This window comes from Corynebacterium sp. AOP12-C2-36, from assembly GCF_052379185.1.
GTDB lineage: Bacteria > Actinomycetota > Actinomycetes > Mycobacteriales > Mycobacteriaceae > Corynebacterium.
The window spans coordinates 1-504 of record NZ_JBQSYJ010000082.1 but is presented as its reverse complement, the minus strand read 5'-3'; the positions used below and the strand labels follow the sequence as shown (position 1 = coordinate 504).

At 62.9% G+C, this 504-nt stretch carries 1 protein-coding gene; it reads right to left on the bottom strand.

What is annotated here, in order from left to right; all coding sequences use genetic code 11:
* Window positions 1-83 precede the first annotated feature (83 nt).
* Window positions 84-504, bottom strand: a 421-nt coding sequence (locus ACT3UN_RS16565; RefSeq protein WP_444657675.1) for a DDE-type integrase/transposase/recombinase, incomplete at its 5' end; no start/stop codon positions are given.

The window sequence follows — 504 nt, the reverse complement described above, 5'->3', positions numbered from 1 at the left end:
GAAGGAGGCTGAGTGCAAGGTGGGGTCGGAGGTGCCAGGAAGCTGATCAAGGTAGCCTTTCGCGATCCCGCGGCACGGGCCTCTTAGGCGCCGGCGAAGGCCTTGGCGACGATCACCGCATCCGCGTTCGGCTGACCGAAGGCGAACACCGCTCCTTGGCCTTTGCGCAGCGCGTGCATCACCTCCATGCCCTGTAGCGTCCGGTAGGCCGACACCGGGGTCTTGAAGCCACCACCTTTGGGGCCCAGGATTCGCTTGAGCCGGCCGTGATCACCCTCGATCACGTTGTTGAGGTATTTCGCCTGCCGGTATTCCGCTGTTGTCGACATCTTCTTGTCTTTGACCAGCGTCGCTACAGCAGCGGCGTACGTGGGTGCCTTGTCCGTGCAGATTACCCGGGGGCCACTGTCAGGACCGCGGTGACCAGCACTGCGCAGCGCTTTTCCCAAGAATCTAGTCGCTGCGTCCGTGTTACGCCGGGTGGACATGGAGAAGTCCAGGGTC